Raw genomic sequence first — 26,536 nt, 5'->3', positions numbered from 1 at the left:
CGCAGTTTTGCTCCATATCATAAAAAGAAAGTGCCCTTTAACTTGATTACCTGTTAAAAAACAAATTACCAGCGCCGGCGCGTCAGTGGGCTAGGCGAAGCTATGAGACGGGTGCTTTTCCCGGCTCATGGCGAAAGCCATGCCCCAAGCGGCCGAAGCGGCATAAAACTCACCTATTTTTATTCACAAGAAATTTATAATCAGTTTTTAGAATCGCCCAGCAAGTAGACGTCGAAACCGGCTGCTTCCCATTTTGCGCGGTCGATGCAGTTTTTGGTGTCGATGACGATTTTATTCGCCATGGTTGTCAGTGTGGTCGGGTCGATATCTTTGAATGCCTGGTGATCGGTAAGGATAACCAATGCAGACGCATCTGTGACCGCTTCATCGAACTTCTGGGTTTGTTCCGGAATGTTGTTTTCCTTGATGTGCGGGTCGTGCGCTACGAGTTTCATGCCGCGTACGCGGAATTGCTCGATCACTTCGACCGACGGGCTTTCGCGCATGTCGTCGATATTGCCTTTGAACGCAAGGCCGAGGACACCGATTTTCGGATCTTTGATGCCTTTGGCAGCCAGGATATCCGCTGTCAGCTGCGCGGTATACGAAGGCATGCCGTCGTTTGTCTGGCGCGCCAGGTGGATGATTTTCGCTTTTTCGGGATCCAGTTCAACAAGGAACCACGGATCGACCGCGATGCAGTGGCCGCCGACGCCCGGGCCCGGGAAGTGGATATTCACGCGCGGGTGATAGTTGGCGAGCTTGATTGCTTCCCAGATGTTGACGTTGATGCCTTGGGCGATCATCGCAAGTTCGTTGGCGAATGCGATGTTGACGTCTCGGTATGTATTTTCCATGACTTTGACGAGTTCTGCCGTGGTTGCATCAGTTTCATGCATTGTGCCTTTGACAAATGATTTATAGAGGTCAGACGTCTGCTGTGCTGATTCTTCGTTAATGCCGCCGATGATGCGGTCGTTTGAAACGAGTTCCGCGAACACTTTGCCCGGGATGACGCGTTCCGGTGAATGGGACACGAGAAGGTCTGTGCCGATCTCAAGGCCTGACTGGACCAGTTCCGGCAGCATGATGTCTTCAACAGTACGCGGCGGCACAGTCGATTCCAAGATGACAAGATTGCCTTTTTTCAGGTACGGGACAACCGAAGCTGTCGCTTTGCGCACATATTCGAGTTCCGCGGTTTTGTCCGCTTTGATCGGCGACGGTACAGCAATGATGAAGACGTCCGATTCGACCGGAGTCGTGCCGGCTGTCAGCATGCCGCCGTCGATGGCGCCGTTCAAGCGCTCTTCAAGGCCGAATTCTTCGATGTGGAGCTGTTTGTTCTGGATCATTTTGACCGCTTTTTCGTTGATATCTACACCGTGGACTTTATGTCCATGATTTGCGAACATGACCGCTGTCGGCAAGCCGATATAGCCGAGGCCGACAACACAGATTGATTTCTTCATTTTTCCATAACTCCTTTAGCGTGATCGCATTACTTTCATTAAAAAGACCGGCAAGTTCATCTGGCGCTTGATGCGCGACGGGCTTGAGCCGAGCCGGTAAAGCCATTCGAGGCCAAGTTTGCGGAAGGCAGCCGGCGCGCGTTTGACGGTTCCGGAGAAGACATCGAAACTGCCGCCCACTCCCTGGAATACTTGGACGTTTGGAAGCTTCTGTAAGTTCCGCCGGATCCATAATTCCTGCTTCGGGCTACCAAGGGCGACGAAGAGGATCTTCGCGCCGCTCTGGTGGATGCGCGACACGAGCGCCGCTTCATCCGTTTCGTAGCCGTTCGTGTAGCCGGCCACTCGGATATTCGGGTGTGTTGCTTGGATATTGGCAATCGCTTTGGTGACGACTTCCTCTTTTGCGCCATAAAAATAGACCGGATGTCCGTCTTCTTCTGCAAACTTCAGCAAGGTGGCCATCATGTCGACGCCTGTCACGCGTGATGTAATGTTGCCGCCTTTCAGTTTTGCAGCGAGCAGAATTCCGACCCCGTCAGCAATCTGGTAAGTCGACGCATTGATCAATTCCTTGACCTGCGGATCGCGTTGGGCAGCCATGACTTTTTCCGGATTGACGGCGATGATCGTCGACTGCTGTCCCCCAGCGATTCGTTTACGTAAATCTTCTATTATACCTGTATAAGACAGGGGTGAAACATCGACCCCTAAATAACTTTCTTTCATCGTTAAACCCCCGGTTCGTTGGCTTTCAATTTTATTAGTATAGCAGATTTCACGGGGAGTTGCACAGGGCGAATGACAAGTGTTAGAATTTAGCGAGGACAAGGCGTCAGCGTCTTAGTTTGAGGAGGAAAAAGTGTGAAGATTGTACTATCTGGTTTTTATGGATTGGGTAATACGGGTGACGAAGCCATCCTGAAAGCCATTATTGATAATTTGCGTGCTGAATTGGACAACCCCGACATTACGGTTTTTTCTTTGTCACCGGAAAAAACGGCGAAAGAATATAATGTGAAATCGATCTACCGTGCGTGGCGCCGTGAAAACAAGGAGAAATACCGCGCTTTGAAAGGGGCGGACCTTTTGATCTCCGGCGGCGGTGGACTGCTGCAGGATACATATCCGACAAAGTTCTTGTTCGGACCGCTCCCTTATTATTTATTGATCGTCATGCTCGCGAAAATCGCGGGGACGAAAGTGATGTTCTTCTCCCAGGGCATTGGGCCCGTGACATCGACATGGGGCAAGATCCTCATGAAAGTGTTCGCAAACCGCGCTGACTTTATCACCGTGCGCGACCAGTACTCGAAAGACTATTTGAAGAAGCTCGGCGTGACGCGCCCGGAGACGGTTGTAACGGCGGACATCGTGTTCGCGTTCAAAGCCGACGAAGAAGACCGCGCGTACAACTCCCTTCCATTGAAAGGCGATGAGAAGATTGTTGCCGTGACGGTGCGCCCATGGTTCGACAACCCGGACTATATCGAAAAGACCGCCCGCCTGCTCGACCAATTGATCGAACTTCGCGGCGTGACGCCGGTGTTCGTGCCGATGGAAGGCAAATACGACGTGCCGGCATCAAACGACGTCCTGTCGAAGATGCAGCATGCCGACAAGGCGATGCTGCTCGGTTCGGACTTTACGCCGAATGAATTCCTGAACTTCATCCGCCATGCGGACCTGACCGTCGGATTGCGCCTGCACGCCCTGATTTTCTCGGCGCTGTCGAATGTGCCGCACCTTGGCTTCAGCTACGACAAGAAAGTCGAAAGCTTCCTGAAACGCTCCGGCATGTGGGATTATTCATTCCGCCTCGGCGAAATCGATGAAACCAAACTGCTCGAGAATGCGTTATATCTATTGGACAACAAAGCGGCCGCTCAGGCCATCATGGAACCCAATGTAGCGAAGCTGCGCGCCGAAGCGATGCGCAACGTCGAATTGCTCGAAGAGAACTTCGTGAAATAAGGGAATAGAGAAAGGAAATAAACGATGAAAATTCTATTGGCAACATCCTACGATTATCCGCATCTTGGCGGATTGTCTACGCACATGACGACGCTGAAGACCGGCCTTGAAAACCTCGGACACACTGTGGAGACTCTGTCGTTCTCCGACGTCGAGAAATGGCGCCGCGACTGGATCGCCCGCGCGCCGTCCTTCGTCCTGAACAAAGCTTCGCTTGGAGCGGGCTATGTCTGGACATTGAACCGCCGCCAAGGCTTCCTTGAACGGATGCTGAAAGCCGACAAGTACAAATCGTTCGATATCGTCAACGCGCAGGATGTGTTCGCGACGCGCGCATCCATCAACGCCGGGCTGCCGACAGTCACGACGGCCCACGGCTACTTGACGTACGAAGGCATTTCCAAAGGTTCGGTCGCAGAAGACAGCAAGCACAAGCAGAACCTGTTGGACGTCGAGTTCAGCATGTTCAAGAAAACCCGTGCAGTCATCACGGTCGATACCCGAATCAAGGAATATATCAAGCGCGAAACCGGCGTTGACGCGACGATGATCAAGAACTTCATCGACGTCGAAGACTTCAAGCCGGAACTGGAGCGCCGCGAGGAATTCCGCAACAAGTACAAGATGAACCAGGACGACCTTATCTTCTTCATCCCCCGCCGGCTGACGAAGAAAAACGGCGTCATCTACCCGATCCTTTCCTTCCCTCCGGTGTTGGAGCGTTTCCCGAATGCGCGCCTCGTGTTCGCAGGCACCGGGGAAATGATGGACGACATGAAAGCGAAAGCGAAAGAGCTCGGCATCGCAGAGCGCGTGACGATGCTCGGTGCTGTCGACCACAAGGATATGATCCAGTATTACGCGTTGAGCGACATCGCGCTTGTGCCGTCGATCTATTCGGCCGGCGTCGAGGAAGCGACATCAATTTCAGCGCTTGAAGCGATGGGCTCCGGCATTCCATTGATCGCTTGCGCCGTCGGCGGCTTGAAAGAGATCGTCGACCACGAGAAAGACGGCCTGCTTGTCGAAGAACGCAACGTGCAAGCGTTGACCGACGCCATGATCCGCCTGATCGAAGAGCCGGAATACGGCAAAGAGCTGGCAAAAGCGGCGCGCGAGAAAATCATCGCGGAATACTCGCATTTTGCAGCAGCCAAGAAATACGAAGCCATTTATATGAATGCATTGAAAAAATAATCTGCGGGCGAAAGGAATTCGTTCCTTTCGCCTTTTGAATTGGGCTGGAGTTGTTTGCGTACCTGGACATCTCCCGCCATCCAGAAAAGAGGGAAATTGATGTCGAGTCTTAAAAAAGCGGCGATCTGGACGACCGGGCTTGCGCTCCTGCTCAAGCTGTCGGGCTTCCTCCGCGAATCGGTGGTCGCCAAGGAGTTCGGGGCGTCCGATGCAACAGACGGCTATTTCCTGGCGTTTTCATTCATCACACTGGTCGTGGCGATGATCGCTACCGGGTTTAATAACGTATTCCTTCCTTTATATATCAAACGCCGGGAAAACGGCACGGACACGTCGGACACCAACGCCAATGGGCTGCTCAACTGGACCGTCCTGGTGTTCACCGGCGTCTCGGTGGCTGGCTGGTTCTCAGCACGCTGGCTTGTGCCGCTCGTCTATCCGAAGATGTCGCCGGGCGCTGAAGCCATCGCGGTGGAAATCACCGAAGTGTTCTTCATCTTCATGGTATTCATCGCCCTTGCCGGCCTGCTCGAATCCTACCTGCAATCGCGGCGCATCTTCGTGCCGACGCTTGTGTCGAAACTGCTCGCGACCTTGATGGCCGCTGTGTTCGCGCTCCTGTTCAGCGATATGTGGGGCATTTATTCCGTCGCGTACGGCTTTGTCTTCGGAACGGTGGTCGGCGCCGCGATCCAGGTGTTCTACCTGATCCGCTCCAACTACTCCTGGACGCCGACGCTGCGGATGGAATCGGATTTCCGCAAGGCGTTCCTGATCCTGATCGTCCCTTCCCTGCTGAACTCGGTTGTGGGCCAGGTCAACCTGTTCGTCAATAAAGCCTTTGCTTCCGGCACGGACCTGAGCGGAGCTGTTACGTACTTGAACAACTCGCAGCTGATCGTCAGCATCCCGAACGCCATCTATGCAGCGACGCTCGCTGCGATCATTTTCACGCTGATGTCCGAACAGACTGAAAACCTCGCGAAGTTCAAGGACACCGTGTTCCGCGGCATGGAGCTGTCGTTTGTGACGCTTGTGCCGATCACGGTCGGCCTGCTCGTTGTCGGCGACGCGGCTGTCGAATTTATCTATGAGCGCGGACGATTCACGGAAGCAGACACTGCGTATACGTATGCCGCCCTGCTGTTCTACTTGCCGATCATCATTTTCCAGGGCATGCAGCTGATCTTGTCGAAGTCGATGTACGCCCGCGGGAAGACGGCGGTCGTGTTCCGGATCTCCGTGACGACCATCGCCGTCAACTTCCTGCTCAACTGGCTGCTCGTCGACGACTACGGCTACACGGCTTTGGCGTTCGCCGCTTCTGTCGTATCGGTCTATTACTTCACGGTCTCCATGATTGTCGTCTATAAAGACCTCGGCATGGACGAGTTCAAGCGCTTCGCCGCCATGGCGTGGCGCGTGCTGATCCCGGCTGCCGGCATGGGAGGCATTGTCTACGGTGCGAAGCTCCTGCTCGGCGCCGGCGACTGGCACGCCATCCTGGAACTGGCTGTCCTCGTGCCGCTTGGTGCGGTTGTATATGCTGTGCTACTTCGCATCGTTTACCCGGCCGGCTTCAATCGCTTCCTGGGACTTGCGAGAAGATCGAAATAAAATAGGTGTAAAGGTTGCCGGGAGAGATCCCGGCAACCTTTTTTCTTTGGGGAGAATCGTATTTTAACCTTTGCTGTGCGTATCCCAGTTCTCTTCTTCAGAAAACAAGAAACTGAGTGAAGGCTGCTCGAAGAAATTTATTCCAACCTTTGCTGTGCGTATTCCCATATTTCATTCTCCCAGACCATGAAAAAAAGCCCTCAAATTGAGGGCTTTTTGCATTTAGTTGATCAAATTGACGAGGTCGGAGCGGATCCAGCCGACGCCGCCGTTCGTGTCATGTTCCGGATTCAGGTCAGAGCTGATTTTATACCAGTCATAGCCGTCTGAAGCGCGTTTCGTCTCTAAGATGACAACCGGATAGCCGAACGCGTTGTCCACACCAAGATGCGTGCGGTTGTATGTGTAAAGTTTGTCGCCAAGCGGTGCTGTGCGGACGTTGACGCCAGCCACTTTCGTGATGCCGAGCTTGTGTTTGCCGATGTCTTTTTGGCCGAGCGCCAAATCGATGCGGAACATATGCCCTGCCACTTTCGATCCCCATGTCGGGTCGGAAGCGTATTTCACGTTGACGCCTGCGGTTTTATTGCCCGGTGCTGCACCGTTCGGATAAGCGCCGTTCGGGTTGACGTAGCGCCCGTTCATGTAGTCGCGGGCAAAGTCGTTGATGCTTTCGACCGCAAATTTATAGGCCGTTCCGTTTTCAGGAGCCGCATCGTAGACTTTGATGCCGAACAGGTTGTTCTTCGTCTGCGCGTTCGCGCTCATGCCAAGGTCGCTTTCATGCATCGCAGCTGCGAGCATGTACAGGGCATTGACGTTGTACTGATTCTGAATGGCAATAAAGTCTTTCCCTGTGCCGATCAGTTTCGATTTGGTGGCAGCGTCTTTATATTTCGATGAAATATTGTTCACTTCGCTCAGTCGCTGGGTGATATAGCGGTCCAGGTCTTCAGCGGTATAGTTCGTTTTCGTGCGGATCGACTGGTACTGGAAGTATGGGTAATGCTTCACTTTCGATGAACCGGCTGAGAAATGCACGCCGTCGTGGCTGTAGTATTTCACGTTGCCCTGCATGCCTGCCGGAGCCGGTCCGATCGAGTAGCTGGCCGCAGCCTTTTTCGCATAATTGTATTGGTGGAACGTCAATGTTCCCCACTGGTTGACGATGTAATAATCGCGGTCGACCATCAAGTCGGACGGGACGAAGTCCACTTCGCTGTGCTTCGCATAGCCAATCGTGCCGCCCACTTGCACTTTGACATACTGGTCGTTGGCATCGATATAGCGGATTTCACGGCCGTACTCGATGTACGTGACCGGTTTCGTGAATGCGGAATCCAGGTAGATATTGGCGTAGACGCCCTGGTTGTTGATGACGCGGTCTGCGTAAGCGACACCCGATTTGACGCGGATGATTTCATCGCCTTTGTAGAGCGCATCTGCAGAAGCCGTGTTCTTGAACGATTCAGCGGCGGACAGGTAAGCGTCATGACCGTATTCCTGTTTCACCAACTTGCCGTTTTCCACATAGCCCAAGTAGAATTTATTGTCGACTGGGGCAGGTTCCGGCGTCGGCGGTTCTTCGACCGGCGGCTCTTCCACCGGTGTTGCTTCATAAGCAGTCAGGAAACGGAAAATGAATGCCGCAGCCTGGTCGCGTGTAGCGTTGTTTTTCGGTTTGAATGAATAGGTCACGGGTGAAACGTTGTTGTTCGGATATCCGAAGACCACTTCGTAGTTTGCGATATTGAACACAGCGTTCAAGGTCACTGAATTCATGTCCGATGCATCGGTGAATTCCATGCGCTTCGGCTTGAGTTCCATGCCGGTGTATTCGATCATATTCTCAATCGTCATCGCGACCTGGTCGCGGGTAATCAAAGCGTCCGGTGCAAAGCGTTCGCTGGATACCCCTTCCATGATGCCGGCTGTGCTGACTTTGCCGACTTCTTTGCCAAGTGCCGAATCAGCAGCGACATCTTTAAAAGAGTGCTGGCCGTCCGGAAGCGTCAATGCCCGGCTGATGAACGCGGCGAACTGCTCGCGCGTTACGTTCGCGGATGGCTTGTAGGAACCGTCCGGATAGCCCATCAGGACGCCCCGTTCGATCATGGCTTTCATTTCAATTTCCAGGGCGCTGCCTGGTACTATATCATTCGCGTGGCTGATTCCTGGAGTGCTCAAAAGCCCTAATGCCAAGACGCCCGCTGTTACAATCTTCCCTAATGTTTTCATCTTTTCCTCCTAAGTTGTGCCTCTTTCAGTTTAATCCATTCTGGTACTATTAAAAAGGCTTTTTGGCAAATCTATACTAATAAGGGGACAAACGGCTTAACTTTTATTCTTTCCAACTCCATTTTTAAACGCTTTTAGTGCTTTTGTTCAATCGAGTTTCTTCTATATAAAAGGCCCCTTTGCCGGTATTCAGCAAAAGGGCCCTTTGTATTATTGCGCTTCTTTCGCGCTGTACAAAGCAGCAGCGAACTGGGCGCGGTCGGCTTTGGATTCGCCGTAGAATTTAGATGTCTGGAAGACTGTTGTTTCGTCGACTGCTTTCAAAGCCAGGATCGATTTATAAGCGAAGGTCTGAGTGGTAACGTCCAGGTAGCGGACAGAAGCTGTCTGCACTTGGATTTCCTGCGATTGGGACAATTTGAAGGCGCGCTCCAAGATGATCGCCAATTGCGTTTTCGTAAGTGATGCGTACATGCCGAACGATCCGTTGTTGAATCCTGTCAAAATGCCCGCTTCGTTCATCGCCGCGATATCTTTCGCGAAGTTATGGCCTGGTGCCACGTCGCGGAAAGCGACCGGATTTTTAGGCGTCAGCTTCAACACCCGGTTGACCATAGCTGCTGCCTGGCCGCGTGTTACATCGGTTGTCGGACGGAAGTCCTGGCGTTCGTATCCGCTGATCACGCCTTCAATGTTAAGCGTTTTGATCGCTGTATAAGCCGGGTGCGACGTCGGTACGTCTACGAAGTTGCCGTCAGTTACCGGCGCCAATGGTTTCGGCGCGACAACCGCTGTTGCTGTTTTTACACTTGAAAGGCGTCTAGCGCCTGCATATTTTGGACCCCAGTATGGGTTGGTGTTGATGTTTGAAATGGCGATTCCTTTGCTTTCCGCAGAGATGACGTTGCCGTTTCCTAGGTAGATGCCTGTGTGTGAGATGCCCGGCTTGTATGTATTTGCATAAAATACCAAGTCACCTTTTCGTAGATCTGAGCGTGATACAGGTGTTCCGACTCCAAACTGTTCAGCTGAAGTTCTTGGCAATGAAATGCCGAAATGGTTGAAGACATAAAGGATATAGCCTGAGCAATCAAATCCTGTCGGTGTCGTGCCTCCAAATTTATAAGGTACTCCTTTGAATTTCTGCGCGTAGTCTGCAATTTGTTCTGGTGTTGCTCCACTGGCTTCGGCTTCTTGAGTCATCATTGGGCTGGCTGATATGAGCAATACAGCAATAATCAACAACATAATACGGTTTTTCAATTCGTCACCTCATAGATAGTTTGGAGATTCTAGATGCTGATCAAACACCGAATCGTTTTCCTTATTTCTTAACTCTGTTACTGATTCTAACAGACCATTGGCAAATTTTTGTTACAGTAACATTACAAATGTGTAACTTTTCCTTTTTATAGGTTTAATATCCATAAATACGGGAATAAAAGATTCTTTACTTCATTTCATAAGTCGTATGAAACCTAGATATAGTAAGGTTTCCCTCTATCTTTAGCCCGATCCGGTTCTTTTTTTCAGCTGATAATGGATAAACGCAATAGAACAAACACGGTTATTTACTTCAATGAATTTTAATGAATTTATTTCCAATAAAACAATAAAAATGCTATTAATCAATTCAAAATTCGTTTTTATCATAAATCCGACATGAGCTATTGGCATCCCCAATCCGCTCCAAAATCACCGATTTTCCCGGTTAGGAAAAGCCTCCCTCCTCCTGTCTCTCCAATTCAATCTGAAAAAGCACAAAAAAGCCTGCAGCTGAAAAACAGCTGCAGGCTTTGACTAGATTCTATTTGAACAGTACCGGGCTTTCCGCCCGCGCCAGGAATACGGCGAAGGAATAGCGGTTCATGAATTGGTTCGGCCCGAATGACGTGCTGTTGATGCCGGTCGTGATGCCTTGCTGGGTGATGGCGTGGATCGAGTCGTAAGCTGCCATCGTTTTGGTGACATCCGAGAAAGGCATCGGTTTGGATGCGTCGTATGAAAATTCATACGTGTTATGGAGCAGCATCGCCATTTCAGCACGGGTTACCGACTGGTAGGGCTTGAAGCTGCCGTTCGAGAAGCCGGACACGATGCCGAGTTCATACGCGCTTTGGATATAGCCGGAGGCGCTATTGGCCGGGCCGACATCCGGGAATTGCGTGCTCTGTTTCGTGCCGTCCCATCCTTGGGCGCGGCCGAGCAGGATCATCGCTTCCCCACGCGTGATTTCTTTATAGGGTTTGAAGCTGCCATCCGAATACCCGCTCATCATATTGTTGCTGAACAGATAGCTGATGTGCGGTCCGAACCAGTTGGCCGGCGTCACATCCGGGAAAGCCGGCAGGGCGACCCGGACCGTCAACGGTTCGGTGACTTTTACACCTTTAGCGTTCGTATACGTGGCGTTGAATACGTGGGTGCCTTTAGTCCGGTAGGCAATCCATTTGCCGTCTTCCACTTGCGGTACGAGATTGTCGCCGGACGAAACCGACCAGCCGGAAGCGAGTGCCTTGTTTTTCATGATCATCTGGATGCGGCCTTTGGAAACCGTCGTCTCAACGAACGGAACGCCGCTCACCGCTTTGGTGTATTGGACAAGGCCATAGCCGAATGTCTGGTCGCGGCCGGCCGTCCCTAAGTCTCTGACAGTCGATTGAAGAATTTCGCGTAATTTGACGTTCGCGAGTGCCGGATGCTGCTCTTTGTATAAAGCAAGGACACCCGTGATATGTGGAGCCGCCATCGAAGTGCCGGTCAGCGACACGAATCCGTCGTTCTTGGCGTCCCAGATATCAAGCTCTATCGGGTAGGAACTGTAAATCCCTGTTCCCGGCGCAGCGATTTCCATGGCCGGGCCGACTGACGAGTTGGCTTCTCTCGTCAAATTATTGTTCACAGCCCCGACCGCAATGACGGACGGGAATTTGCCCGGATACGTAATCGTGTCTTCTCCGGCTGCGCCGCCTTCATTGCCGGCAGCTGATACGATGAGCATTCCCTGCTTATAGGCTTCCTGCAGCATCAGTTCGAGCGGCCGGTCATACACTGAGATGGAAATGCTCAAGTTCAGGATGTCGATATCGTTCTGGATGGCCCATTTGACGCCTTCCGTCACTTGGGCGGTCGTGCCGATCCCTTCGCGGTCCATCGCTTTGATGGCATATAGTTCGACATTCGGCGCCATGCCGATGATGCCCGAACTGTTCTTTTTGCCGGAAATGATTCCCGCCACATGGGTGCCGTGCCCGAAGTTATCATCATAGGAAATGCCCGGTGCACATTCTTCCGCGGTACAGATGCCGCCTTTCACGACCAGATCCGGATGTTCTGTGTCCACACCGGTATCAAGGACAGCGACACGCACCCCTTTTCCGGTGTAAGGCGTGGATTCTGCAGGCGTGCTTTTCGTAATGGTGAAGGAAGTCGGGGCGACATCCGCCGCGACTTCGTATTCACGGTTCGGATAGATTTCAGCAGACGAGAACTTTTTCTCGAGATCCGCTTTTTCCGAATCGCTCAGTTCCATTTCCAGAAGCGGAACTTCCTCGTAATCCGTCAAGGCCGGACCAAACTGCTCCTGTATTCCTTTGAGCTGTTCTTCCGATGCATGGATCAGGTATGTATTTTCACCTTCGGCTAGCATTGGTGAAGGCAATATCAATAAAGCGGCTACAAACAAGCTGCTGGCGAAACTTTTCATCACAAGACCCCCTCTTGCCATTCTCTTTAATCTATTAGACTACTTTCGCGCAGCTAATAATAGTTAATAATTACCCATATTTAGCATTAATTATTACATTCTTGTAAAAAAAATAACCTGCCGATGAAATCACCGACAGGTTCGTAATATTAATGTAACTTTCTGCTAGGCGCTCCGCCTAGAGTTGTGTAGTAAGGAAGAACGTCCTTACGACCTTCATAATGGTAGAAATAATCAAGTGTCGCCATTACAAGGTATTTCGCCATTTTCTGGCGCTGTGCTTCGTCTCTGATGTATTTGATGTCATTAGCGTTGTCGATAAAGCCCATTTCGACCAATGAGGCTGGTACAGTGTTGTCACGAAGTACCGCGAAGTTGCCGTATCCGAACGGGTTGACGCCGCGGTCAGCCAAATCCCACGCTTCTTGCATACGAGCCTGCAAGTAGATTGCCAAGGCGCGTGACTGCGCAACATGCGGGTTGGTTGCTGCTGTTTTTGCATAATAGAATGTTTCTTGACCATTTGCTGCCGTGTTGAAAGCATTGTTGTGTAGGCTGACAAAAATATCGCCGCCGTAGCGTGAAGCGTATTTTGCACGGTCGTACAATTCAATCTTTACATCTGTTGTGCGTGTCATTTTCACATTTACCGGAATTTTATCGTAATATGTCTTCATGTGTTTCCCGATGTTCAAAACCACATTCTTCTCTAAGAAACCGAATCCATTTGCACCAGGATCAGTACCACCGTGGCCCGGATCGATAACCACTGTCAGGTTGCTTTTGTCTACAGGAATCACTGAGCTCGGCTTGGTTGAAGCCAGGTAGTTTGTTGCCACATAGCCGGTATAGCCGTTTGCACGGACATGCGACCAGCCGTTTTCAGAACTTGCAACTGCAACTGTTGAGGCATGCGCCAATTTCGTAAGAACGGTCGCCGTGCCGCTTGCCGCAGAACGCATATTCAATACGTCAGATGGTGTGTTTACGTACATTGTTGTGTTAAATGCGACATCTCCAGTTGAAACGCGGAAGTCTGCGTTCAGGCTTCTTGCAAGGAAAACTGCAAAGTCAGCGCGGATGATTGTTGCTCCCGCTCCGAATGTCCCGTCCGGGAAACCTTGTGCGATGCCTTTGTTCATCAGGATGGTAGCTGCTGATGAAACACTCGTGCCGCCGAACTTGAACGCCCGGTTGATCAGGATTGCCATTTCGCCGCGAGTCAAAACTTTGTACGGACGGAATGTATTGTCAGGGTAACCGGAGATGATGCCGCGTTCGACCATTTCCGTAATATAGCCGGAAGCGAAGTTGCCGGATGAAACGTCCTTGAATTTCGTCGCACGTTGCGTGCCATCCAGTTTAAGAGAGCGTCCCAGCATCGCGGCTGCTTGTGCACGCGTTACTTGCTGTGATGGGACGAAATGCGTTGATGAAACGCCATTGACATAACCTAAGTTCACCAAATAATTTATTTCCGCATAAGCGCGGTGATTAGTTCCGATGTCTTCAAAATTTCCACTTGCATCCACTTGGCTCTGAGGGGCTAGCAACGAAGCAACTAATGCAAAACATAGCATCATTATCCATTTTTTCAATTCAGATTTCCTCCTAAGGTTTTTTCTCTTCCCATACCTTAACCCATTATTTTCAATATTTCTATGTATCTTTTGCATTAATTCGAAATTTATACCCACATTTTTCTCTTTTAAACTAGGTAAAAATAACTAAAGCCCTGTCTACAGAGTAGACAGGGCTTTAGCTTTTAATATTTTTTTTACAATGGTCCGACCACGGTTGGTCAGATTGTTTTCATTTAGTTTGCAGCGTTTACGTCAACTAGACGGCCTTCAGTGTCATTGTTGACTTCTCCGATGCTTTCCAACTGGTCGCGCAAGTTTTCCCAATCCGATAGGCCCAGGTCCGTTACACGGCCTTCAGTGTAAGCTTTTTCGAACATTGTATAGCCGTCTCCGCCTTTAGCAGTGAACGCATTTGTTGCGATTGTGTAAGTTGTAGTATCAGAAATCGGTGTGAATGTGCCATTTGCATTTTCCAGCGAAATGTTAACAACGCGTGATCCCGCCGCTTTAGAAGAATCATATTCCACTTTCGCGCCAGCTACGTGAAGGAATCCGCCGTTTTCGCGCGGAAGCTGCCCAACACTCAATTCAAATGCCGATTTCAATTCTGCACCCGTCACATCCATTGTCGCCAATGTGTTGCCGAATGGAAGAACTGTGATCACTTCGCCGACTGTAATCGGTCCAGCATCGATTCCCGCACGGATGCCGCCGCCGTTCTGGATCGCCATTACAACGTTTTCATCATATTCTTTCGCTTTAGCAAGCATCCCGTCTGTGATGATGTTGCCAAGAGCCGTTTCGTTTTTGCGCACGCTTGGCGCTGTCAAATCTTCACCCGCACGCGGCGTAGTCAATGCTTCCACTGCAGTTGCATCGATTGGAGTTTTAGAAATTTCTTCAACTTTCGCTTTGTAAGGAGCCAAAACTTCAACCGCTTTCGTGTCTGCTACTTGGTCTTTGATTTCGATCAATTCACCAGCCGCTGCAAAGACGATGCCGTCGCCGTTGAAAAGAACATCCAATGTGCCCAAGTTTTCGCCGTACTGGCCAGCTTGAACGATAACTGTCGGTGTGTCGTCGCCATCATAAACGACCGGTTCAGCCAATTCAGTGTGGCTGTGTCCGCCGACGATGATGTCGATGCCTTCGACTTCTTCAGCCAACACTTGGTCATTGTCGATTGCCGGGTTGTCATCAAAACCGATATGCGTCAAAGCGATGACTTTGTCGACGCCCATTGCTTCGAACTCATCGACCATCGTTTGGGCTTCTTCCAAATAATCTTCATCGAAAGATACCAGGCTCGGGCTTGAGATGTCTTCTGTTTCTTTCGTCGTCAAACCGAAGATCCCGACTTTCTCGCCGTTCACTTCTTTCACGATGCCAGTGTAGATGTTGCTGTCTTCAGGAGTTGTACCGATTTTCGTCTGGAACAAGCCTGTGAACAACGGATCTGTTGAGAAGTCGACGTTTGCAGAAACAAACGGGAATTCAGCAGCTGCGACAAATTCCTGCAGCGCTTTATGGCCTTCAGTTGAAGCACCAAGATCGAATTCGTGGTTTCCGAATGTCATTGCGTCGAAATCCATCAAGTTCATGACTGCCAGGTCCGCTTCGCCTTGGAATTCATTGAAATAAAGTGTTCCTGAGAATGTATCACCAGCGTGCAAAAGAAGTGAATCCGGGTTTTCAGCACGGTATTCTTTCACCGCTGTCACTTGTTTCGCAGCGCTGTCTAGGCGTGCATGCGTGTCGTTCAAGTGCATGACTGAAAGCGAATAGACGCCGTCCATCATCTTAAGCGCTGTACGGTGAAGGAACAAAGCCGCTTCGCCGCGCGTTACCGCATCGTTCGCACCGAATTTTGTAGATGTTTTACCGAACGTGATGCCATTGTCGACAAGTGCATCTACGTATTTCGCAAAACGCTCGTTGACGTCTGTGAATTTCGTTTCTTTGATTGTATCGTCGATTTCGAAGTTTCCTGCTTCCGCAAGGATCTTCGCAGTTTCATTGCGCGTCAGGATGTCGTTCGCACCAAAGCGTGTTGCGGTTTTCCCATCGATAAAGCCGTCTTGCTTCAATGCGTCAACTGCCCATTTCGCGCTTTTCGGCACATCCGTGAATCCTGAATCCTCGTACGTGTCCGCCGGGTCATATCCTAAAGCTTTGGCGATCATCACTGCCGCGTCTTGGCGTTTGACAGTGTGCTCTGTGCCATAAGACGTTTCCGTTTCACCCGCTACAATTCCCAGATCAAATAAAAACTGTACCGCTTCCTTGTAGCGATCTGATACATCGGTGAATTTCATCTCTGCTGCTGAAGCAGGTGAAACTGCTGTTACTACTGCGGCTACTGTAACAGCAGACGCAACGAACTTTTTGTTCTTTAAGATATTGACCATGTGTTTTTTTCCTCCTCAGGAATAGGTTTTCTACTGCTTTTCCATTTTACCAAATATCTGATGGACCGACTACACAATTTACTAAATATTTACATGATTCGGGACAGGATTCGGGAAAAAACTTCTCGAAAGGACTCATTTTCGGTTGCCGCGAACGGTTTCTTCTGCCTAGAGGAAGTCTGATTTTGTAGGGCGAAAGGTAAAAACAAAGCGTGATAGTGGAAAAACAGGCATGCTGATTTTTCATAAAGAAAAACCCATTTGCGTTTCCGCAAATGGGTTGGAATCAATCTCTGCTATGTTCTCCCCAGCACGTGGTGTTTTTCAGGCCGGGGATGTTTTTCGCGAAGAATTCCGGATTTTTCCCGGCTTTCCGCTGAGCTGTGTAATCGGCCAGCACTTTGAAGGCTGTCTTGCCGAGAATGGCGATAACGACCAGGTTCAATACGGCCATGAGGCCCATGAACAAATCGGCCATGTTCCAGACCAGCTCCACTTTCGCCAGTGCACCGAACATCACCATCGCCAGCACGCCGATGCGGTAAGCTGTCAGCCAGCCGCTGTGGGCATTGATGAATTCGATGTTGGTCTCGCCGTAATAATAGTTCCCGATGATCGAACTGAATGCGAAGAACAAGATTGCTGCTGCCAGGAAGTAAGGCGCCCAAGCACCGACATGGACATCAAGCGATGCCTGTGTAAGCAGAATGCCTTCCTGTTCACCAGTTTTGTAGACGCCGGCCAGAATGATGATGAACGCGGTCGCCGAACAGATGATGATCGTGTCGAAAAATACACCAAGGCTTTGGACGAGGCCCTGCTTCGCCGGATGCGAAACGTTCGCCGATGCGGCGGCATTCGGCACCGAGCCCATCCCTGCTTCGTTTGAGAACAGTCCGCGGCGCACGCCCTGCATGATTGCGGCACCGATTGCACCGCCTGCTGCTTCTTCAAGCCCGAATGCGCTCTTCACAATCAGCGAGAACACGGCCGGGATTTCCGAAATGTTCATGATGACGACCCAAAGCGCGACCAGGATGTAGAGAACTGCCATGACCGGGACAAGTACTTGTGTAACGTGCGCGATGCGTTTGACGCCGCCGAAAATGATCATGGCAGTCAATACGACAAGCGCCAGCCCGATTGTCCATTCCGGGATGCTGAACACATCACCGAATGATTGGGCAATCGTATTCGACTGCACCGAGTTGAAGATGAACCCGAACACCAATGTCAATAAAATCGCAAAGACGATGCCCAGTTTCCGGTTGCCAAGCGCTTTTTGCATATAGTATGCCGGCCCGCCGCGGAACTGGTCGCCGTCTTTCTCCTTATAGACTTGCGCGAGTGTGCTTTCGATGAATGCGGTCGACATGCCGATCAACGCGACCATCCACATCCAGAACACAGCGCCCGGCCCGCCGATGGCGATGGCCAAGGCAACGCCCGTAATGTTCCCGGTTCCGACGCGTGAAGCCGTCGAGATCGTGAACGCCTGGAATGCGGAAACGCCTGCGTCCCCATCCTTCTTTTCCGAAATGACGCGGAACATCTCGCCAAACAGGCGGATTTGGACAAATTTCGTCCGGATGGTGAAATAGATGCCAAGCCCAAGGAGCAAAGCGATCAATATGTATGTCCATAACAAGTTATTGCCTTCGTCGACGATCCACGTCAACCCGTCTAAAATAGTATCCATATGAAATCTCCTAACATTTATAATCTCCCTAAACCACTCCTTTCCTTACCCTTTTGTGGGTGTTGGAAAACGCAGCGGCGAGGGAGATTTTATTTTGCTTCAGCTTTTTTTCAATGTTTCCGCCAGCACGCGGGCACCGATATCAAGTGCGTCGCGGTTGAATGCCATATCGGGATGATGGAGGCCCGGCGCGAGGTCCGCACCGATTCCAAGCATCGCCGCCTTTAGTTCCGGCTTTTTGATCGTATAGAAATGGAAATCGTCCGCGCCTGTCGTATCGACCGGCGGCGCCGTGTTTTCATCGCCGATGACCGAACGGATTGCCGCATCCGCAATTTCCATCGCTTCTTGGGACACTTCGGCGGCCGGCGTGTAATCCGTCCATTCCCAGTCGATTGCGATATCGTAAAGCGCGGCGATGGAGGCGAGGCCTTCATCGATGCGGGTTCTTAATTTGTCCATGATTTCATTCGACTGCGAACGCACATCAAGCGCAAACGATGCGCTTCCCGGAATGATGTTCAGCGAATCGCCGCCGGCCTGGATATTCGTCAATTTGGCAGAATACGATTCAAACGGCGAGAAATAGATCGACTTGATGAATTGGTGGATGGCTGCAATCACATCGATCGCGTTCTTGCCTTGATGCGGCCGTGCGCCGTGTGCGTCCACCCCGGTGATTTTGCCTTTCAGGAAAATCCCTGAGCCGTGATGGATGGCCGGCGCCACTTTTCCGAACGGCAATTCCTCGATCGGCCGGAGATGGACGCCATACAGATGTGTGACGCCTTCGAGTGCACCGCGTTCGATCATCGCCAGCGACCCGTTCCCCTGCTCCTCAGCCGGCTGGAAAATGAAACGTATACGTTTCGTCAAGGTTTCATTTTTCAAGTATAGAAGCGCACCGAGCACCATTGCCATATTGGCATCGTGGCCGCAGGAATGGTTGGCCTGCACTTTTCCGCCGACTTCCTGCCAAAGCGCATCGATGTCCGCGCGGACCGCTACGACGCGGTCGCCTTCTCCAATTTCCGCAAGCAGTCCCGTTACGTCATCGAATGTCCGGTAAGGGATATTGAAATCTCCCAAGATTTCTGCAAGCTTTTTCGTCGTCTCGGCTTCCTTCCAGCTCACTTCCGGATGGGCATGGAAATGGCTGAAATACGCTTCGATCTGCGGTTTAATTTCCATGATGCTGTTCCCCTTCAACGACGCATGCCATTGTCGTCAGCTTCTGGAGCTGCACTTCGTCGACGTTAACTCCGAGTCCCGGTTTGTCTGCCAGATGGACATATGGCAATTGGAAATCCAAGTCGCCGATTTCTTCTGCGAATAGGAGCGGTCCGGTCAGTTCCGCCGTTTCGATGTTGCGGCGGGACATGACGGCGTGGTAGCCGGCTGCCGAGCCGACCGACGATTCCACCATCGAACCGATCTGCGCGATGATGCCAGCCGCTTCCGCCGCTTTCGCCATGGCAATTGCCGGGAAGATGCCGCCGCATTTCATCAGTTTGATGTTGATGTAGTCAGCCGCTTCCAGGCGGATGATTTCCAGGACGTCTTCCATCGACTGGACCGTTTCATCGGCCATGATCGGCGTCGACGTTTTCTGCCGTACGTCGGCAAGTCCGCGGATATTGCCCATGCGGATTGGCTGCTCGACCCAGGTGAGGTTCGCATCCTCGAGTTTATTGATCACCTGCACCGCATGTCCAACCGTTTTCCAGCCCTGGTTGACGTCGATGCGGATCGGCATACCTGGGCCCACCGCTTCGCGCACCGCGTAGATGCGTTTGATGTCGGTCGCGGAATCCGCGCCGCCCACTTTCAGCTTGAGGCTGCTGAAGCCCGCTTCCATCGCTTTTTTCGCTTTTTCCGCCATTACTTCCGGCGATTCGATGCTCAAGACTTTCGGGTATTGCAAATTGTCGTGCGCCCGTCCGCCAATCAGGTTGTAGACCGGTTGGCCCGTCGCTTTCCCCATCAGGTCGTAGCACGCGATATCAATCGCCGCTTTCGCCGCCGGGTTCCGTGCAATCGCCCCGTTCATCCGGTGGTGGATGTTCTCGATATCGAACGGGCTTTGGCCAATGACTTGCGGCGCCAGGACATTTTTCAGGATTTCATAAGTCCCGTCGACCTGCTCGCCAGTCACGTGCTCATCGGGCACCGCTTCCCCGTAGCCGGTAAGCCCTGTGTCGGTCACCAGTTTCACAATCACCGCCGCCATATGCGGGTACGTCGCATACGAAATGATGAACGGCTCTTTCAGCGGAAACTCCACTGCATGGATCTCAGCTTTTACAATCTTCATCAGGAATCCCCTCCAATTATGTACAAAGTAAATTGTACATGATTTTTGTGTGCGGGGTTAGGGGATTTTGGAGGAGTTTGGGGTTGGGGTAAGCTAGCTTGTGATTTAATCGACGTTTCTCGGATTTTAATCGACACTTCCAACAAATTAATCGACATTCTTCAAGAATCTCTCTCATAAATCAAGAGCGTTTGAATGGAAAAGACCTTCGCTCCCGCGGAGGTCTCCTTAAAAAGCGAAATGCAATCAGCTTAAAATCCCTCTTTCCGAAGGTATTGCCGGTTTCTTTTGCCGCCAATTTCGGCTAGCCCTTTTTTCCGTAAAATCCGCTTAGCCGTTTCAATATTAGTTAGTTCCAAAAAAGCTTTACATTCTTGGGTGGTAATAGTGGATTTGCAGACCATAAACCATTCGTCAATTGCATCGAGATGGGCATCCAGGCTATAGATATCACAAAAATAGCATTCCCACTTTCGTACTAGCCGCTTCATTTTTCGCAGTTTGCATCGTGGGCAATATACGCCGTTTTCGATGTCTTGGAGGTTAATATTCAAATTGAGGGCGAGTGGAAATGGTTGGTATTGCTTGTCGATGGAGAGCAGTGCCTTACCGAGTGAATGCATTTCTTCTACACTTAAGATTTTATTTTCGATATTGATTTTATAAAGCTGGACAAGTACTTCTTCAGCAATCCATACTTTTGCATCCGAAGGAACATCTTCTACAAACTGCGAAGGGTATGCCATCACTACAATCGACTCGATCGGTAATTGAATTCCCATGGCTTTTAATACTTTTTGCAATTTGATCTTCGCTGTCTCAACCTGGATGACCGGATTTTTCAAGAATCTTCGGTGTCCATCCAATAGGGTCTGACCCAATGCACTCGGATTTGTACGCATTCTTAATTCCCCGCCCAGGTTCTTGATCTCCAAAATGATGATTCGGTCTTGCATAATGAGCAGCGTGTCGATTTGGTTGCGTTCAGGTAGAGATAGATCCTGGATCATTCGAAACGGATAATCCGGTTCGAAATAAGAAAGGATTGTGTCAATTCTTTCTTCTCCTCCCGCTCCTGCCTTCGCATTACTCAACTTTTCTATAATCAACCTCCGTTTCTCATGGTTGGCAGGCAACCTTTTCAGCAACGCTTCATAACCGGCAATTTTTGCCGGTTTATCACGGTATTTCAAAATCATCTGCATCACCTCAATAAGATTGTAGCAGGTGAGATTACTTAATTCCATATATATGCAAATCTCATTTTTGAAGCCGTTATAAGCAGTAAAAATGAGATTTGGAGCACTGTTCTCTTTCGCATTTCGCTTTGGCGAAATGCATCAAGTATCGGTTTTTTATAGAGAAGATGAATTTGAAAAGACCTCCGCTACAGCGAAGGTCTCCTTTAAAGATAAAAGCGCATTTCGGTGAACCGAAATGCCATTAAGATTTTTTTAATCGACACTTCTCCGAATTTAATCGACACTTCTCAAGATTTAATCGACACTTCTTCGAATTTAATCGACATTTCTCCGATTTTAATCAACACCTCCAAATTTTTACACGACACTAGCGAAGTCAAATCCCCCTCTTCCTTCTTCCATCACAAAAAAAGACCCCCGCAAAAGCGGGAGCCTTCCAATCACTGCCGGCTCTTCACAGGAATCGACAGAATCATCTCTTCGAGCAGCAACGGCATTTCTTCAAATGTGTTCTTGATGTGCAGGCGTTCGGTACGCTTGTGGGCGTCTTTGCCGAACGGGCCGACGTTGAGTACGGGTGCATCCAGTTCTTTCATGGCGTGGAACGGGATGCTGTAGGAATCGCCGTAGACCGGTGTGTTCTTCTCGTACGTAACGAAACTGTCCTGCTGGTCGCCGTAGTTGACGTAGCTGAGATCCGAGATGCCGTTGAAGTAGTGGATCTGCTTGATGTCGAGGCCGAAGCGCTCTTTGGCGTTCGCCGTGACTTGTTCGACGCAGCGCTTGACGAGTTCGTCTTCACTTGAGTTGACCGGCGGGTAGAACGGCGGAGCGTACAGGAGGACGCATGCCGGCGTGAGTTCCTGGCAGTTGATGAGCAGGATGTCGACGGTGTGCATCGATTTTTCACGGACGTCCCATTCCGGGTGCATCATTGTGTCGTACAGGGCATTGTTGATATAGTCGAGGCCGAATTTATTGATGGCATAATCCATCAATTGCTGGAAGCGCAGGACTTTGATGTCGCCGACCGGCTCGATCCCTTCACGTTCGCACATGGCGAGGTAGTCGCGGGTGCAGTGCTCCATCGCTTCGATGGCGACTTTTTCGAATTGGGCAAAGACTTCTTCGGCGTCTTTTTTCATCAGGAAGACGTTGTACATCGCGCTGGTGCGGTACGGCGTCTGTGCGGAGTAATGGGTTTTCATGTCGCGCATCATGAGCGTCACCGGCAGCGGCGTCGTTTCGCCGTATTCGGTTTCCTTGAAGTTTTCATTCCATTCCATGCGGTGCGTCAGGTAGGTCGAGATGTAGCTCGATGTGATGCCCGACAGCGGTTCGCCGACGTGCGTCTCTTTGCCGTAGAACATCGCCGACGGCATGATTTTGCCGATCGAGCCAGTGTACAGGTAATGCTCCGTATCGCCCGGCTTCTGGGCAAAGACCGGTTCGCCGTTTAGGAACAGGATGTATTCAAGGCCGAATTCCCGCTCGAGGTCGAGCAGTTTCGCAACGCCGTAGCGCATGCCTGCCGAGTTGACTTCTTCGTCCGGCACGGACATCAATAAAAGATTGATCGGCCAGCCTTCGGTTGCGGCTTTTTCGATAAGCGCCATGTGGAGCGCGAGGCCCGCTTTCATGTCCATGGTGCCGCGGCCGAACAGGTATTCACCCGATTCCAGGTCTGCCTGTGCATAATGGTCCAGCTCGTCCTTCACAGCTTTGAACGCTTCGGCCAGTTCATACGGACTGCAGGCGAGCGGTTCGAGGTCGCCGTATTCAGATGTGTGCACCGTATCGTAATGGCTCATCAGGACGACAGTATCCACCGCATCCGGATGCTTGTAAAGCGCCGTTACGTTCTCACGGCCCCAGTTGACTTCGCTGAGGTGCACATGATCCGGATTTTCCTGGAAATACGGAAGCTCTTCCAGCTTCTCTTTCAGTTTGTACGCGAATTCCACTTCGCCTTCCGTCAGCGTCAAGCTTTTCCAGCTGACCAATTCGCATAATAAGTCCTGCAATTTTTCGGGTGTTCCCCACAATGCCGTCATCTATGATGCCCTCCTTTTGCCCCGCTCCGTTCAAGCGGGGCTTCCACTGACTGTGACTCTCCAAACCGTTCACGTGCAGTTTGTTGTGGTTTTATTTTTAGTCGCGCAAAGGTATCTGTTGGCCTTCGCTTTTCTTCTTGTCCAGACTCCGGCGGCCAGATTCTCGGGGTCATAAGCCATTCCGCCTGTGCGGCAAAGAGCGCCGCTTCGCCGGTCTGTCTTATGCCCGTCGAATCTACACGGCCGCCTTCGCTTTTCTTATTGTCCAGTCTCTGGCGGCCGGATTCTCGGGGTCATAAGCCATTCCGTGTCTAGTTCAGTGCCTAGCTCTTCGGGTCATAAGCCAATCCAGCTGTGTGGCAAAGAGCGCCACTTCGCTGGCCTGTCTTATGCCTGTCAGAGCTGAACAGGCACTTCTACTTTTCGAAGCTGTGCGGCAAATAGCGCCGCTTCGCCGGTCTGTCTTATGCCCGACGAATCCACACAGCCGCCTTCGCTCCTCTTACTCCAATGTCTTCAGCCATTTTGCCATGCGGTCCATCGCTTTTTGGAGCGTCGGCATCGAATAGGCATACGAAATACGCAGGAAGCCTTCGCCGAATGGCGTAAAGGCGGAACCCGGCACTGCGGCGACTCCGCCCTCTTTCAATAAACGCGTTGCAAATTCGAACGATGTCATACCGTATTTCTCGACGGACGGGAAGATATAGAATGCGCCGCGCGGTTTGACGACGTCAAGACCCATATCAAGCAGCTTGCCGTAGACGAAGTCGCGCCGTTCTTTGTAGGCGCGGTTCATTTCTTCCGGTGCGTGGCGATTGTTCTTCAGCGCTTCGATGGCTGCGTACTGGCTCGGCAGCGAGGCGCAGACTGCGTTGTACATATGCACTTTCAGGACATGCTGCATGAACCCTTCCGGCCCGAGCAGAAATCCCATGCGCCAGCCGGTCATCGAATGCGATTTCGACAAGCCTTGGACCAGGAAGGTCCGGTCTTTGATTTCATCGAACGAAGCGAACGAGGTGTGTTCGCCTTCGAACGTGTTTTCACTGTAGATCTCATCCGTCACTACGAAAAAGTCGTGTTGGCTGAGCTCTTCGACGAGCGGAGCCATTTGCTCCCGCGTCAGCGTCACGCCGGTCGGGTTGGACGGGAAATTGAACAGGATCGCTTTGGTTTTATTCGTCACGAGCGCTTTCAGGTTTTCCGCTGTCGGCACGAGCCCGGTGTGGGACGTGTCGAGCAGGACCGGCTTGCCGCCGTTCATCTCGATGATCGGGCCGTAGCCCGTGTAGCACGGCGACGGGACGATGACTTCGTCGCCCGGCTCGAGAATCGTGCGGAACACCGCGTCGAGCGCTTCAGTCGCACCATTGGTGACGATGATCTCCGTCTGCGCGTTGTAGTCGAGGCCGTAGCGGTCCTTGAAGAAATCCGCCGCTTCGATGCGCAGCTCGATCAAGCCCGCGTTATGGGAATAGCCTGTCATGTTGTTGGTGATGGCGTCTTTCCCCGCCTGCTTCACCGCTTCCGGCGTCGGAAAATCGGGCTGGCCGATCGTCAGGTTGACGGCGTCCGGGTAATCGACAAGCTGATTGAAAAACTGGCGGATTCCGGAGACCGGAAGCGCCTGGGTGCGCGGGTTCAATGTTAAAGGCATATGCAAAAATCTCCGTTTCTTGTTAGGCTTTCCTCTATTATATTGCATATTTGCTGAAAATAAACCATGACGGGCTGCCGGAATAAAAAAAAGCGGCTCATGCGCTGAGCCGCTTCGTATGGAATGAATTCCCTTCCGCCAGCCGCTTCGGCCGCTTTGGGCATAGCTCCCGCCCTGAGCCGGCAAGACCCGCCGTCTCATGGCTCCGCTTAGCCCGTGGACGCGCCGGCGCTGAATAGTTTTTTCCAATAAAGCGTCTGGGCTATTCATTGTCATGCTGCATTAGCCAACCGGCTTACGGTTGCTCTCTAAGAAAAAAGCGGCTCATGCGCTGAGCCGCTTTTTCCGTTTGCGTATTAAGTCTTCCGCTGCTCCGGAGCCGAACAGCACACCGATGACAATCAAGACGAGCCCATAGATATGGCGGCCCGTGATAACTTCGCCGAGGATGACGCTGGCGCCGACGAGCGAGAACAAGGTGTTCAAGTTCATGAAGATCGCGGCTTTTGTCGGACCCGCTTGGCCGATCGAGTAATTATAAAGCATATGCCCGACGGCCGTGCCGAGCACAGCCGAGAAGAAGAATGCCAGCCAGAACATCGGCGGCACATCAGCGAACGCACTGATTTCGCCCGGCTCCTGTACGAGCGAGATGGCAAAGAGCAGAATCGAGCCGACAACGAACATATAGGCGGTCAACAGCCGTGGATCCATCGAACCCGCCGCCCGCGAAATGACGATATAGCTGAGCACCTGCACGAGAATGGAAATAAAGACGAATACATCCCCTAAGTTCATGCCGGTCGTCTCGCTTCCTACAAGCACCGTTGCCGCGACGCCCGCAAGGCCGATGAAAACGCCGAGCCATTGCAGCCGCGACGGGTAGCTGCGCATGATGAGCGACACCAGTACCGCCGTCAGCATCGGGCCAGTGCCGAGAATCAAGCCGGCATTCGAGCCGGAGGTAATGGAAAGTCCTTGGGACAAGAAATAATGGTGCCCCACCACATTCAATGACGAGCCGAGAAAGATGAACCCCCACTCCGATTTCCGCGGCCAACGCAGCAATTTCACCGCCGCGAGGATGACGAATACGGAAATCCCGGCAACCAGGATGCGGAATGCCGTCAGCGTGACCGGCTCGACATGGCTGACCAGATATTTTACTGAAGGCAGATTAAAGCCCCACATGAGCATAACAAACGTCAATATTGCATAGATTTTCCACTGGTTCACGTGCGCCACGCCTTCTTTCGCCTTCCGAATTATCCACCCATTCTACGCCTTCGCGGAAAGAAAGTAAATGGCGCTGGCGCCTTTTGGGAATAAAGGAATGGGTGAATTTTGATGTAAACGGATACAACGACACTTCTAGCGTTTTTTTTGATAGTTCATATAGAAACTGCAACAAG

General features: G+C 51.4%; 17 protein-coding genes. 3 read left to right on the top strand and 14 right to left on the bottom strand.

The window, feature by feature from the left end:
* Positions 1 to 200: 200 nt before the first annotated feature.
* Together ACFSDB_RS03220 and ACFSDB_RS03215 are read right to left on the bottom strand one after the other, a co-directional pair.
* Complete coding sequence (locus ACFSDB_RS03220; protein ID WP_204891021.1) at positions 201 to 1,472, bottom strand: nucleotide sugar dehydrogenase; 1,272 nt, start codon at positions 1,470 to 1,472, stop codon at positions 201 to 203.
* 15 nt (positions 1,473 to 1,487) lie between these two features.
* Positions 1,488 to 2,201 (bottom strand): WecB/TagA/CpsF family glycosyltransferase, encoded by a 714-nt coding sequence (locus ACFSDB_RS03215; RefSeq protein WP_204891022.1) that lies wholly within the window; start codon positions 2,199 to 2,201, stop codon positions 1,488 to 1,490.
* Between the two features lie 135 nt (positions 2,202 to 2,336).
* Here ACFSDB_RS03215 and csaB point away from each other — a divergent pair, with 135 nt between their 5' ends.
* From csaB to murJ, 3 genes are all read left to right on the top strand, one after another.
* Positions 2,337 to 3,446, top strand: a complete 1,110-nt coding sequence (gene csaB / locus ACFSDB_RS03210) for a polysaccharide pyruvyl transferase CsaB (protein WP_204891023.1) — start codon at positions 2,337 to 2,339, stop codon at positions 3,444 to 3,446.
* Positions 3,447 to 3,470: 24 nt separating this feature from the next.
* Positions 3,471 to 4,643: a glycosyltransferase family 4 protein gene (locus tag ACFSDB_RS03205; protein ID WP_204891024.1), complete on the top strand. Its 1,173-nt coding sequence runs from the start codon at positions 3,471 to 3,473 to the stop codon at positions 4,641 to 4,643.
* Between the two features lie 99 nt (positions 4,644 to 4,742).
* Entirely contained in the window at positions 4,743 to 6,260 is a 1,518-nt protein-coding gene (murJ, locus tag ACFSDB_RS03200; RefSeq protein WP_204891025.1) for a murein biosynthesis integral membrane protein MurJ, read from the top strand.
* Between the two features lie 222 nt (positions 6,261 to 6,482).
* Here murJ and ACFSDB_RS03195 read toward each other — a convergent pair whose 3' ends face one another.
* The 12 genes from ACFSDB_RS03195 to ACFSDB_RS03140 all read right to left on the bottom strand — a co-directional run bounded on the left by ACFSDB_RS03195 (position 6,483) and on the right by ACFSDB_RS03140 (position 26,360).
* The gene (locus tag ACFSDB_RS03195; protein WP_204891026.1) at positions 6,483 to 8,498 is read right to left on the bottom strand and encodes an S-layer homology domain-containing protein; all 2,016 of its coding nucleotides are present in this window, start codon (positions 8,496 to 8,498) and stop codon (positions 6,483 to 6,485) included.
* Positions 8,499 to 8,708: 210 nt separating this feature from the next.
* Positions 8,709 to 9,761: a C40 family peptidase gene (locus ACFSDB_RS03190; RefSeq protein ID WP_377339098.1), complete on the bottom strand. Its 1,053-nt coding sequence runs from the start codon at positions 9,759 to 9,761 to the stop codon at positions 8,709 to 8,711.
* 544 nt (positions 9,762 to 10,305) lie between these two features.
* Positions 10,306 to 12,204, bottom strand: coding sequence for a S8 family peptidase (locus ACFSDB_RS03185; RefSeq protein ID WP_204891027.1), 1,899 nt, complete (start codon positions 12,202 to 12,204; stop codon positions 10,306 to 10,308).
* A 149-nt stretch (positions 12,205 to 12,353) separates the two neighbouring features.
* Positions 12,354 to 13,802 carry an N-acetylmuramoyl-L-alanine amidase gene (locus ACFSDB_RS03180; RefSeq protein ID WP_377339096.1) on the bottom strand — a complete coding sequence of 483 codons (1,449 nt, stop codon included), beginning with the start codon at positions 13,800 to 13,802 and terminating at the stop codon, positions 12,354 to 12,356.
* A gap of 218 nt (positions 13,803 to 14,020) precedes the next feature.
* Positions 14,021 to 16,195 carry a 5'-nucleotidase C-terminal domain-containing protein gene (locus tag ACFSDB_RS03175; RefSeq protein WP_377339093.1) on the bottom strand — a complete coding sequence of 725 codons (2,175 nt, stop codon included), beginning with the start codon at positions 16,193 to 16,195 and terminating at the stop codon, positions 14,021 to 14,023.
* 286 nt (positions 16,196 to 16,481) lie between these two features.
* Positions 16,482 to 17,894: an alanine/glycine:cation symporter family protein gene (locus ACFSDB_RS03170; RefSeq protein WP_204891028.1), complete on the bottom strand. Its 1,413-nt coding sequence runs from the start codon at positions 17,892 to 17,894 to the stop codon at positions 16,482 to 16,484.
* Positions 17,895 to 17,993: 99 nt separating this feature from the next.
* Positions 17,994 to 19,085 carry an amidohydrolase gene (locus tag ACFSDB_RS03165; protein ID WP_204891029.1) on the bottom strand — a complete coding sequence of 364 codons (1,092 nt, stop codon included), beginning with the start codon at positions 19,083 to 19,085 and terminating at the stop codon, positions 17,994 to 17,996.
* The gene (locus ACFSDB_RS03160; RefSeq protein ID WP_204891030.1) at positions 19,075 to 20,208 is read right to left on the bottom strand and encodes a mandelate racemase/muconate lactonizing enzyme family protein; all 1,134 of its coding nucleotides are present in this window, start codon (positions 20,206 to 20,208) and stop codon (positions 19,075 to 19,077) included. Before ACFSDB_RS03160 ends, ACFSDB_RS03165 begins: the two co-directional genes overlap by 11 nt.
* Before the next feature lie 251 nt (positions 20,209 to 20,459).
* Entirely contained in the window at positions 20,460 to 21,455 is a 996-nt protein-coding gene (locus tag ACFSDB_RS03155; protein WP_204891031.1) for a nuclease-related domain-containing protein, read from the bottom strand.
* Positions 21,456 to 21,850: 395 nt separating this feature from the next.
* On the bottom strand, positions 21,851 to 23,464 hold the full coding sequence (locus ACFSDB_RS03150; protein WP_204891032.1) for a M20/M25/M40 family metallo-hydrolase: 1,614 nt from the start codon (positions 23,462 to 23,464) through the stop codon (positions 21,851 to 21,853).
* A gap of 502 nt (positions 23,465 to 23,966) precedes the next feature.
* Positions 23,967 to 25,124, bottom strand: a complete 1,158-nt coding sequence (locus tag ACFSDB_RS03145; protein ID WP_204891033.1) for an aminotransferase class I/II-fold pyridoxal phosphate-dependent enzyme — start codon at positions 25,122 to 25,124, stop codon at positions 23,967 to 23,969.
* A 324-nt stretch (positions 25,125 to 25,448) separates the two neighbouring features.
* On the bottom strand, positions 25,449 to 26,360 hold the full coding sequence (locus ACFSDB_RS03140; protein WP_204891034.1) for a DMT family transporter: 912 nt from the start codon (positions 26,358 to 26,360) through the stop codon (positions 25,449 to 25,451).
* Between the last annotated feature and the right edge of the window lie 176 nt (positions 26,361 to 26,536).

It is taken from the genome of Planococcus chinensis (assembly GCF_042681545.1).
GTDB lineage: Bacteria > Bacillota > Bacilli > Bacillales_A > Planococcaceae > Planococcus > Planococcus chinensis.
Note: the sequence above shows the minus strand (reverse complement) of the source record. Positions and strands in the feature narration are given on the sequence as shown.

What these genes read in the sequence shown, in the direction of transcription:
- ACFSDB_RS03220 (WP_204891021.1), bottom strand. Translation starts at nt 1,472, where the DNA reads ATGAAGAAATCAATCTGTGTTGTCGGCCTCGGCTATATCGGCTTGCCG.
- ACFSDB_RS03215 (WP_204891022.1), bottom strand. Translation starts at nt 2,201, where the DNA reads ATGAAAGAAAGTTATTTAGGGGTCGATGTTTCACCCCTGTCTTATACA.
- ACFSDB_RS03205 (WP_204891024.1), top strand. Translation starts at nt 3,471, where the DNA reads ATGAAAATTCTATTGGCAACATCCTACGATTATCCGCATCTTGGCGGA.
- murJ (WP_204891025.1), top strand. Translation starts at nt 4,743, where the DNA reads ATGTCGAGTCTTAAAAAAGCGGCGATCTGGACGACCGGGCTTGCGCTC.
- ACFSDB_RS03195 (WP_204891026.1), bottom strand. Translation starts at nt 8,498, where the DNA reads ATGAAAACATTAGGGAAGATTGTAACAGCGGGCGTCTTGGCATTAGGG.
- ACFSDB_RS03185 (WP_204891027.1), bottom strand. Translation starts at nt 12,204, where the DNA reads ATGAAAAGTTTCGCCAGCAGCTTGTTTGTAGCCGCTTTATTGATATTG.
- ACFSDB_RS03175 (WP_377339093.1), bottom strand. Translation starts at nt 16,195, where the DNA reads ATGGTCAATATCTTAAAGAACAAAAAGTTCGTTGCGTCTGCTGTTACA.
- ACFSDB_RS03170 (WP_204891028.1), bottom strand. Translation starts at nt 17,894, where the DNA reads ATGGATACTATTTTAGACGGGTTGACGTGGATCGTCGACGAAGGCAAT.
- ACFSDB_RS03165 (WP_204891029.1), bottom strand. Translation starts at nt 19,085, where the DNA reads ATGGAAATTAAACCGCAGATCGAAGCGTATTTCAGCCATTTCCATGCC.
- ACFSDB_RS03160 (WP_204891030.1), bottom strand. Translation starts at nt 20,208, where the DNA reads ATGAAGATTGTAAAAGCTGAGATCCATGCAGTGGAGTTTCCGCTGAAA.
- ACFSDB_RS03155 (WP_204891031.1), bottom strand. Translation starts at nt 21,455, where the DNA reads ATGGAATTAAGTAATCTCACCTGCTACAATCTTATTGAGGTGATGCAG.
- ACFSDB_RS03150 (WP_204891032.1), bottom strand. Translation starts at nt 23,464, where the DNA reads ATGACGGCATTGTGGGGAACACCCGAAAAATTGCAGGACTTATTATGC.
- ACFSDB_RS03145 (WP_204891033.1), bottom strand. Translation starts at nt 25,124, where the DNA reads ATGCCTTTAACATTGAACCCGCGCACCCAGGCGCTTCCGGTCTCCGGA.